Source organism: Streptococcus sp. SR4, assembly GCF_000517725.1.
Lineage (GTDB): Bacteria > Bacillota > Bacilli > Lactobacillales > Streptococcaceae > Streptococcus > Streptococcus salivarius_F.
In genome coordinates this window covers 1-10,013 of record NZ_AZYW01000024.1, presented here as the reverse complement: position 1 = coordinate 10,013, position 10,013 = coordinate 1, and the positions used below count along the sequence as shown (strand labels likewise).

At 42.2% G+C, this 10,013-nt stretch carries 9 protein-coding genes; all 9 read right to left on the bottom strand.

Features of this window, described 5'->3' with window-relative positions; translation table 11 throughout:
• Positions 1–132: 132 nt before the first annotated feature.
• Positions 133–2,013 carry a hypothetical protein gene (locus tag HMPREF1519_RS02800; protein WP_037611151.1) on the bottom strand — a complete coding sequence of 627 codons (1,881 nt, stop codon included), beginning with the start codon at positions 2,011–2,013 and terminating at the stop codon, positions 133–135.
• Positions 2,014–2,024: 11 nt separating this feature from the next.
• Positions 2,025–4,529 (bottom strand): ATP-binding protein, encoded by a 2,505-nt coding sequence (locus HMPREF1519_RS02795; RefSeq protein ID WP_037611152.1) that lies wholly within the window; start codon positions 4,527–4,529, stop codon positions 2,025–2,027.
• A 13-nt stretch (positions 4,530–4,542) separates the two neighbouring features.
• Positions 4,543–4,953: a conjugal transfer protein gene (locus HMPREF1519_RS02790; protein WP_037611150.1), complete on the bottom strand. Its 411-nt coding sequence runs from the start codon at positions 4,951–4,953 to the stop codon at positions 4,543–4,545.
• Positions 4,954–4,955: 2 nt separating this feature from the next.
• Positions 4,956–5,180 (bottom strand): hypothetical protein, encoded by a 225-nt coding sequence (locus tag HMPREF1519_RS02785; RefSeq protein ID WP_021144863.1) that lies wholly within the window; start codon positions 5,178–5,180, stop codon positions 4,956–4,958.
• 9 nt (positions 5,181–5,189) lie between these two features.
• Positions 5,190–6,185, bottom strand: coding sequence for a conjugal transfer protein (locus HMPREF1519_RS02780; protein ID WP_037611149.1), 996 nt, complete (start codon positions 6,183–6,185; stop codon positions 5,190–5,192).
• A gap of 11 nt (positions 6,186–6,196) precedes the next feature.
• Positions 6,197–6,754: a hypothetical protein gene (locus HMPREF1519_RS02775; RefSeq protein ID WP_037611148.1), complete on the bottom strand. Its 558-nt coding sequence runs from the start codon at positions 6,752–6,754 to the stop codon at positions 6,197–6,199.
• A gap of 3 nt (positions 6,755–6,757) precedes the next feature.
• Positions 6,758–6,988 carry a hypothetical protein gene (locus tag HMPREF1519_RS02770; protein WP_037611147.1) on the bottom strand — a complete coding sequence of 77 codons (231 nt, stop codon included), beginning with the start codon at positions 6,986–6,988 and terminating at the stop codon, positions 6,758–6,760.
• Between the two features lie 14 nt (positions 6,989–7,002).
• Positions 7,003–8,235 carry a replication initiation factor domain-containing protein gene (locus tag HMPREF1519_RS02765; protein ID WP_037611146.1) on the bottom strand — a complete coding sequence of 411 codons (1,233 nt, stop codon included), beginning with the start codon at positions 8,233–8,235 and terminating at the stop codon, positions 7,003–7,005.
• Between the two features lie 206 nt (positions 8,236–8,441).
• Positions 8,442–10,013 (bottom strand): FtsK/SpoIIIE domain-containing protein (locus HMPREF1519_RS02760; protein ID WP_037611145.1); only part of this gene is annotated, 1,572 nt, incomplete at its 5' end.

Sequence of the window (10,013 nt, the reverse complement as noted above, 5' to 3'; positions counted from 1 at the left end):
TCTTTGTCTTTTTCTGAGACTGGAAATAAAAGAAGAAAATCGACGGAGCGTTTCCCTTCTTGGTAGGCCTTAAAAAGTGTCTCTTCAAGCATTCTTGGAAAGGCTGTTCTTGAGCGTATTTTAGTATTCATTCTATTCTCCTCTCAATTGGTTTAGGCGTTGAGTTAAACGATCTCGTCGCTCGATATTGGCTCTTATCTTATCGTCTCGTGTCATGGTCTGACGATAAGCACGGGTGAAGACATTGGAACCTTGGGCTTTATACATGGCTTGAGGGTCCTTGTAAGCATCCAATCTCCGTTCTAGGATATTGATACGGTGTTGTTTGAATGGTGACATCCACTCTTTTCTGAGCGTTTGGAATTCGTCCTCTGGACTAGGTATTCCTTCTGACATGATTGGTGCCTCATTTGGAGGTGTTGGGCTCTCTTCTTCAATCGGCTTGAAGTTATCAGGTGGTGTCTGTGTTGGAGGAATGATTGGTTCTGGAGATTCTGACGTTATTGGAGCCTCTGTTGGTACAGATGGCATGGCAGTTTCCGGTTGACTTGGTTCTTTACGGGTAAAGAAGGAACCAGCATTTTGGAAATGGCTCTTGGCATTCATCATTACTCCAGTCCCAAAACCGGCTCCAGCCAATGCAAAGTTTCCGAGGTGTTGAGCCGTCGCAAGGCTTCGTGTTGGGACTTGTGAAGCAACCTCTTTGGTCTTTGTGACGCCATGTTCAACTTTAGTCCCAATATCTGTCGCAACCATTCGAGCTTTGGAGCCAAGAACGAATTGGAGGAGTTGGCCTTTAAATCTCCAGATAAGGAAATAGATGACACCTTTAGAAACCACCGATACTAAGAGTTTGAAGACAAGACCAAATAAGAGAAGGGATGGTAAGGTTTTTAGAACTCCATCAAACCCATTTGTGACGATGTTTTCTATCATTTTTTCAATATAGAAAATAAGGAGTGTTAAGAGAGTTGTAATTGCTGGAAAAATCAAACCTCCAAACATAACTTTAAGCACTCCAAAGACCAACTCTTGCATTCTTGGAACGAATGACATGAGAAGGACTACTGGGAAAAGTAGAATCATGGTGAGGACAAGGATTTGGGCTACTACATTTAAGAGCTGGATAAGGATAATGGGGACAGCTAATACAAAGGCTTCTACAATTTTAAAAATCACATAGAACATCCGAGTGAAAATGAAGTCCGGCATGGCTGATACCCAACGGTTCTTTTCACCATCATCGTTGGCTCCGTCTCCTAAATCGTCTAAATACTTGGAACGGTCTTTGGCTTTGACAGCCTTAAAATTTCCATTCTTATCACTAGTTCCAAGAACTTTACTGTCGTCAAAGGCTTCTTCTTTCCCGTCTTGGCTATTCTTGTATTTTCCATTTTCTTGGCCGGTATTGACAAAGATATAGGCTTTATAGGACGTTTCTGCAATGTAGCTATCCGACATCGATTTTCCAATTTTAATCGACTTGTCTTTGGCGTAGTCCACCTTAATACCTGCAATCTTTTTGGTAACGTCTTTAGAGACGTTATTGACGGTATCAAGGAGATAGAGCCCACCAGAAGTTCCAGCGACTGTCCCAAAGTACCCCAGAGCTAATAGGAGTACTAGACAGACATGGAGGAGTGTTCTTGAAAAAGAGCCTTTTGAGAAGAAATACTGGTAGAACAGGTAGAAAGCTAAAACCAAAAGCAAGGTGCCTACAAGTGATTTGTTGGTAATGTTGCCAGAATTAGAGCCCGTAAATCCGTGCCAAATACTGCTTGCTCCATGAAAGACATAGGTTTTATAGGTGGCGTAGAGATCAATCTTTTCTAAGATGCGAATGAGGAGGGAAAAGAAGCCAACGACGGCATTAAGAATGAAAAAGAAGAGGTTTACGAAGAGTTCATTAATTAGGACCCAAGCTCCATTAAAGGAGCCAAAGTTGGTTGGTTCCATGTAGGACTTTAGGGAGAAGATATCCACACCCTTTAGCTTGGCAAAAGCTTCTTGCATCGGTTCACCTCCTAACTAGCGTATTTATTTTCGAGACTTGAAGATACTGTTGCTTTCATAGGTTTTAAAAGCATATCAATATCTTCAAAGAGATTGTGGACGGAAATCATATTGAGATTACCGTAGACATCGTAGTAAAGGCACTGTCCAGAAATCATATTATCAATCCATTCGAGGTTACTTTCAGTGACTTCGAGATTGACGTGTCTGAGAATATCTTCACGTTCAGATTTTTCATAGAAGGCAAAGATAGTCCCAAATCCAGTCGTGTCATCGTCATTTTCTGCATCGTGCACAGATTGTGTAATCAGTGCCAAGGTATTGTTCTTAGAGCGTCCAATACGTCTCATGTTTTTGATTACGGCCTTGCCTTCTGCGGACTTCATCAGAATCCAAGCTTCGTCAAAGAACTCAATGGTATCTTCATTTTCATTGCGTTCGCCAAAGTGGGTACAAAAGGCTCCAAGCGCAAACATGAGGGCAATAGAGTTTCGTTCGTGGTCTGAAATCTTTGTGGAGTCATCTTTTGGAAGCTTGAGGTTATTGACTTCTAGGATAGTAACGCGGGACTCATAGTTAAGCCCTGGTGTACTACCATCTGAGAAGGCGAGTTCCAAGATGGAGTTTGTCACAATGGACGTCAGATAGCGACCCACTGAGGCAATTTCAGATGAGGAAGCCTGTCTTAAGGCTTCTAGGACATGTTTAAAGCCGACGTTTTCACCAGCTACTCGACGTTCCACGATAGCATTGATGGCTTCTGTGATGGCTGTTTTCTGGTCCATCGTTACATCATCGACAGCTTGTAGTAGAAACTCGAGCATGTTCTTTGCGACCTCTACAGCTTGTTCCTTATCGAGAACTACAATAGGATCTAAGACTCCGTGGTTTGATGGTAGTGAGCTATCCAGTGTCACAAAATTAAAGTTCTCAATTTGTTTCTTGCGTTCAGGGTAAAGTCTTGCAAATTCTGGAGAACTAATCACTTGTTGGTAGTGATTTCTAAGTTCACGTTTCGGGTCAATGTAGAGAGTTTTGACATTTTGAAGAGCGACACTTAAAAAGATAATCTGAGCGAGGAAAGATTTCCCTTGTCCTGTTGCCCCAGTGATAATGATATGAGGGTTCTTGGTAATCTTTCCTGCAATATCTTCTTTGTTTCCCACTGTCGCATTATAGAGGACGATATTTTTTGATGATTCGATGGCTTTTGAGATAGAGTCCCAGCGTCCCGTCCAGTTATCAACCCGGCCGATATACCAACCAATTCTATTTCCAGAAGTGGTATTGGTAAAGGGCATGAGTTCCGCAAAGCCTCGTGGTGTTACCATGTGAGTCCAGGTACGAGTTTTCTTTTGAAGAGGTTCCCCGTATAGGAGAGCCTGAAAGAGATAAGGTCCATCTTGTGAGGCTTCACTAATCTCAACTCCCATATCATCAAAATAATTAAGGACCACTTGTCGTCTTTGGCGGAGCTGGTGAACACTTGAAGCTGAGACAATCAAGTAGGCTCCATATTCAATAATATCTTCTTTGTTTCCGACTTTACGCATCAGATCTTTTAGAGAGATAGATCCCATAATAATCTCATCTTGTTGGACGGTGTCGGTATTCTCAGCTTCTTCCATAATGTTTCGATAACGAGTGTTGGAACGTCCCATCTTGCCTTTAATCTTATTGGTATCAATGAACTCAGATTTGACTCGTAACTCAACTGGAAAATTCAAGCGCTGGATAAATTCTCCTAAGTGAAAACCATTGAATTGAACTGGGAACTTTCCAACAGGAAGAATCGTCACAAAGGAGGATCCATAAGGACTTTCTAGCTTAAGGAAGCCTCCTTTTAGGACTTTAATCAAGGTATCTGTGATATTGAATGAAGCACGATTGGCAACCACTTCTTTCTTGTAGTGAGGGATATAGCGGAGGTATTGCATCCGCTGGTAGTAGAAAAGTTCTTCATTGGTGAGGCGCTGTGCTCGAAGAACAGAAAGAGCTTGAAAGATAGTTAATTCGTCACTTTGATATTCTTCATACCAAGTTGGGCTCAGTTCTAACTCATAGCCAAGCCCTTTTGCGATTTTTTCTGAAAAGTCTGTAAAGCTTTCATAGGCTAAGTCTTTAAGTGTTGCCCCGTGATTTTGTTTGCGAAGGGTGACTCCAATCACCCAGTCAAACTGATAAGGGATCTCCATCTCGTCTGTTAGACGATCCACCGTGTAAAGAAGCAATTCTTCTCCTAGTTCACGGCTGTCATCTGCTAGAGCATCGGAAAAGTCCCGCATTTTTTCTTCTAGGAGATAATCTTTTGGAATGAGAGAGATTTCAAAGTGCTGGTTCTTTTGGAGCTTTTTCATCATTTGCGCAACAGTAATTTTGTGTTTCCATTTTTTCTCATCATCCGTAATGGTGATGGGAGTATTGGGGATTCGATAGAAGGCGACAACGGAATGATCCTTTTTCAGAGCTAGGTTGTCATGTGTCTCTCGAATTGGATAGGTTAAGGTAATACTCATAGGACCTCCTTTTCTATAGGTTTGTTTTTTCAAAGACAATTTCATCAATTGGTTCTATTCGGTCCTCCTGGTAGATAGCTTTTTGATTAAGTTTGAAGTCCCACAGATACATCAGGTAGTCAGATAGAAAGAGATGCATCTTCTTTCCATGAGGTTCATACTCGGTGTAGAATTTAGCAAGTTTATAGGGGAGGTACCAGTAGAGCAGTAGTGAAATAGAGTGTGTGAGTTTTGCGAGGGGAACCAGGATGAATCCTCCAAAGAGCAACATAGCAACAAAAACGAAGGTAAAGACAATGAAAAATGATAGTTGCATTGGTGTCGCAAAGTACCAAAGGCGAGTTCCCTTTTTTGTCTTGATTTCCTGGATCCAATAGGGGGCGTTTAAGCCCTTACTGTAGTCATAGAGTCTTTCGTCAGTCATACTTAAAGTCCTGAATCGATACCAAAGAGTCGTAGAAACCAGCCGACCACTTTTAGGATGTCTTGTCCTTTTGCGATTGAGACAATGACAGCATAGAAGCCAACGACTGAGAAGAGTTGAAGCCAAGAACTGTTTCGCCAAGCTTTAATAGCCAACAAAACAGCGATAGCGGTGAGAATCCAAATCCCATCGCCTTGGAGGAAGGTGCGTAGATTGTCTGTATTCATAGAGTTCTCCTAATCTTTATCGTTTGCGTAGTTGAGAGGAATGGTGTGTTCTAGTTTTGTGACATAGTAGTTCTTGTCTTTTTCTGAGAGCGTGAAGGTGAAGTTTTCAGAGTGTGTCGTTTCCCCCACCTCAAAGGTTGCTTGGACATAAGCAATGAGATCATCCCCATCTTTCTTAAGATAGGTATAGTCAATCGTTTTAAAGGTGGTATTGGCTACAATTGCAACGTTCTTGGCAATAAGGTTGAGGTTGTCTTGGTTAGTGGTATAGTTGGTGAAGAAGACCTTGAGGAACTTTTCAACCTTCTTGTGCTGGCTGTCTGAGGCGTGGTCGTTAGCTGTTAGTTGGAGTTGATCGTCTTCGCTAAAGTGTCCAGCTTGTGAAGAGTCAATGGCAGAGAACCAAGGGAGTCCAGAAACGTAGTATTTCCCCTCTTTTTCATCAAAGGGAATATTAAATCCTGTTACCAGTTCTTTTTCCTCGGTGTCTTTGTCATGTTGGGTTATTTCCTTGTATTTGACCTTGTAGGTGGCTACCTTACCCTCTACCGTGACTAATTGTGAGTAGAGCAAGGTACTTGGGTTACGCACTTGACCTTGTGCTTTGACGTCTGGAACGAAGTTATAGAAGCTGTTGAGGTGTTCAACTTGTGCTTGTTGTTTATCCCCTTCTTGTGGGAGGGTAAAGTAGGCATAAACATAGTCATTGAGATAATACTGGAGCTTGTAGTCGTACTTACGATTAGCGTTAACAGGCTGTGCTTTTTGTTTTTGAGCTGCTTCCACTTGAGCTTGTAGTGTTCCCACTTTATTTGAGAGTGTGATGGCACGGATAGCACCCGTAAGACCAACAAAAAGGAGGAAAGCAATTCCTCCGATAACAGCTAGATTGACGGTCTTTTTCGTAGTGACTTTTAGTTTTGGTGGACCTCCTTTCTTCTCCACCTTTTTAAAGTTTGAGAGGTATTCCCTTGCTTTTAGTAAGTAACGTTTGGCTTTTATCATAGGTCCTCCTTCTAGAGACTAGCGAGTTCGATGAGTTTAGACCCTTTAGCGTAGAGGCGCTTATTGGCTTTTTCAATCTCACTGTTGATGTAGTAGTAGCCTCGTAACTCATTATGTAGTTGTTCGACTAACTCAGGCTTTAGGTCTTTGGCTTCCTCTTTCTTGAGCAGAGCGTTTAGTTCTCCAGCCTTAGTCCAAGCTTGTTTGTGGTCTTTCTTTTTGAGCAATTCTCCGAGTTCGTTGGTAACTTGTCCAATTTTGGTTTCAAACATCGTTTTAGTGGCCATGTCAATTTCCTTTCTAAATGTTTCGTGATTGTTTTTGATGGTCTGTTGAATATAGGCAATGAGAGAGGGGCGCATTCGTTTATTGAGATTCAGAACTTGACCGTCTAGGGTGAAACAGGCATGTTCATAGTCGTAGAAGCCCCTGTCATCTGGTGGCTTTTCGGTACACCTTCCAGCACATTCATAGTAGAAGTCCTTACCTTTTCTAAGGAGGATATACATGTTCCAAAACTCTTGATCAGGAAGAAGGAGGAAGTCTGCTTGATAGATTTTCTTGAGCATGGATTAGCCCTCTAGAAGGTCCTCGTAGCCTAGCGCCTGGTAAATAAAATCTGTATCAAACCAAAGCCAATCATTGATTTGAGTGTCGGTGGGGATATTGCCAGAAAAGAGGTCTTCACAAATGGTGGTTAGGGTATCTATGCCACCTCGTTCACGAACAGTGTTTAAGGTACTCAGGCCACCAGACCAGGCTTTAAAGTTGTTTAGTGAATTGATTTCGACTTTGTATTCCATAAGGGATTTCCTTTCTAGTGTTCATAGTGTTTGTTGGTTTTGAGGAGTCTTAAGATAGCCTCCCCACGATCAGTAATTTCACCGCTATTTTGAATCATCTTCATGTATTCTGTTTGCATGATTTTGTCTGCCTCAGAAACGAGTGCAAGAGAATTTGCGACTTGATAGGTTAACCAGCGAATAGTCCGTTCGATACTGTAAGGTTGTGGACTGGTTGAGAGTTTTAGGGGTTCAACCCCTCCAAAGAGCCTTTGCCATTTTTCATCGGGCTTATAGGCTCCAAACCGAGTGAGACCATCATAGACTTGGATTTCTTTATTCACGATGCCTCTTGCGATTTCTCCGAGGTCCACACCGTTGATGTATTCCTCCACAACCCCTTGGGCTTTCTGGTCTGAAAAACGTAGCTCGTAGCGGTTCCAGATACCAAAAATCTCCAAGGATTCTTCCAAGGAGATATTTTCCATACGGGCGATTTCGTATCGTTTTTCATAAAAGTTGAAGTAGAGCTGACTTTGTCGGCTCCCAAAGTAAAGGGAAAGACCATGATTGGCTTCCATGTCCTCGTTATCGGTGAAGGAACCTCCACCAGTGATATTCCATTTTTTGATAGTATCTAGTACAATCTCTTTGGCATAGAGCTTATCAATGAGCTTGGGGATCTGGATATGTTCCTCCTCGTGTCCATAGCCTTTATAGAGCTCGTCTAGGGCAATATCAAGGCGTTTTACCCTAACATCTTGGTAGGCATAGAGAATATTTTGAAGAAAGTTTTGCCAAGAAATCCCCTTGTGTTCTAAGAGGAGTTCCATCTCCCGACAGCCTTGACCAGATAGTTGAAGACACGTTTGGTAGTTATTGGTCGCAGACTTATCAAAGAAATCGAAAATCCAAATGTTTCCTCGTTGCCACAAGTGGGTATAATTCATGAGCCGTGTTTCTTGGTCTGTAAATTCGCTTAGGTGACAAAAAAGAAAGTTTTCACAGAAAGCTTCTAAATCCCTCAGACTAGGGAAGGTTAATCGCAAATAGTCGATGTGAGCTCTAAGATTATTTCTGTGACACTCCTGATAATAACCAAGTTTTTCTTTGAGTTCTCGGAACTTGTTAATGGTCAGTCCTCTTTCGCCTGTTTCATAAGAGCGGTAGGTTCTAGTTGGAAGATCAACAGCTTGTGCAAAGGCTTTTTGGCTAAGGCCTATTTGTTTTCTGAAGTTCTTGATCTGAAAGGGACTCATTTTAGTCATTCATGGAAACACCTCCTTTTAATTAAGTGACACACTTTTTGGACCAAAGTGACACACTTTCTAAATCTTGAAATCCCAACTCCCACAAGGAATGAGGAGGGGTGGACGTGGCACTTTTGCCAAATGTAACCCCCCTATTAGAATCGGGGGTTGAAGTCTCATCATGGCCTAGGAACTTCGGGCTACGGTCTGCGCCTGACCTGTGGTCAGGCTTGCCCTTGCCCTTGTCCTAGCTCATGATGACTAAGCGTCGCTTCAACGGCTTTTGGATAAGATTTGCGTCCCCCCTCCTCAAAGTGGATGAGAATTTCAAGAAGAAGTTCTTCTTGAAAAGGATCGACTAGAATGGCGGATTCTGTCCGTTCGAAAACAATCCCTTGTTCTTGCAAGAGATAGATAATCTTTCTAAGCGTCGCCATTTTGAGTTCTTGTTCCTCCGCAAATTCCTTGAGAGGACGCCGATTGGTTTCAATATTTAGAGGCTCTTCCTCCTCTATTGATTCAATCGTTTCTGGTTGAGGTTGGACTTCTCCAAAGACCTCAAATTCTTTGCCATCATATTCCATAATAGGGATCTTTGCGTAGGCATCATAGAAAGAGAAGCCTTGGTCAAGTGGCACGTAAGGTGAGAAGAATTCCCCAGCCAGGTCCCCATTATTTGCGATATAGCCTCGTCCTTTAACTTTGACGCCATTGATTTCATCAAGCTTTTTGAACTCTTTGGTTTTGTTAGCATCTCCAAACATCATGTCGTAACCTGTTGATTCCAAGTGGCCAACTGAGAGACGTTTCATAAAGTTATCTCGAAGAGCTGTTTTGATGAATTCTCCATCAGGTCGTTGCATGGCAAAGATGATAAAGACACCAGCTTGACGCCCTTCTAGGACGAGCTGAGAGAGGTATTCCATGAGTTCAGATTGGAGACTATAGTCACGGTCAATCTTGGCTATAAGGGCTGCCCACTCGTCGACGAGGATGAATTTGGGTGTCATACCGTAGTATGTAAAGTTCTTTCCAGCTTGAAATTTAGGTGACGTTGACATAAGCTCGTAGCGTTTTTCCATGAAGGCGACGTTCTCTTTAAAACACTGGATGATATCTTCTTTACTTGTATAGACACGACCATGAAAGACAGGTATCTTTTTGAGACCAGCCAAATCAGAGTTCTTTGGATCACAGATATCCACAAAGCCAATCTTAGCCAGTGCATAGATAATGGTCATAAGGACAACGGTTTTACCACCACCGGTTCCCCCACCAATGAGCAAGTGAGGCTCTTCAATATAATCCCAAGTGACGTCTTTCATAAGTTGGAGTTTAGATCCCTTGACATCGACCTCATTAATGGTGATACGGCTATCAATGCGGTTGATGGCAATGTCATAGGTGATAAACCGTTTATCAAAGGTTTTATTACGAAAGTCCCCGTTAAACATGACTTCAAGAGTCGAGCCAAGATTGAGAAAACGGTCCTGAAATTTATTGCCTTCTAGGATAAAACGAACTTCAATCTTGTAGCGAGACTGTTTCAAGTAGACCTGAGGAAGGACAATCTTTTCAATCGTTTTGTTTTCACGTCTGATATTTTTAATCAAATAGAGGTTATTTTCGATCAGGAAGCGAGATAAAATCCGTAGGCTATTGAGCTTTTGAAAGAAGACGATTTTCTCGTAACACATCCGATTCAGTAGGTAAGCCACCAGGCAAGAAGCAACAAGGACACCCCCGATAAAGTAAACTTGTGGCAAGGGATGGTCCTTCAATTCTTCTAGGTTAAG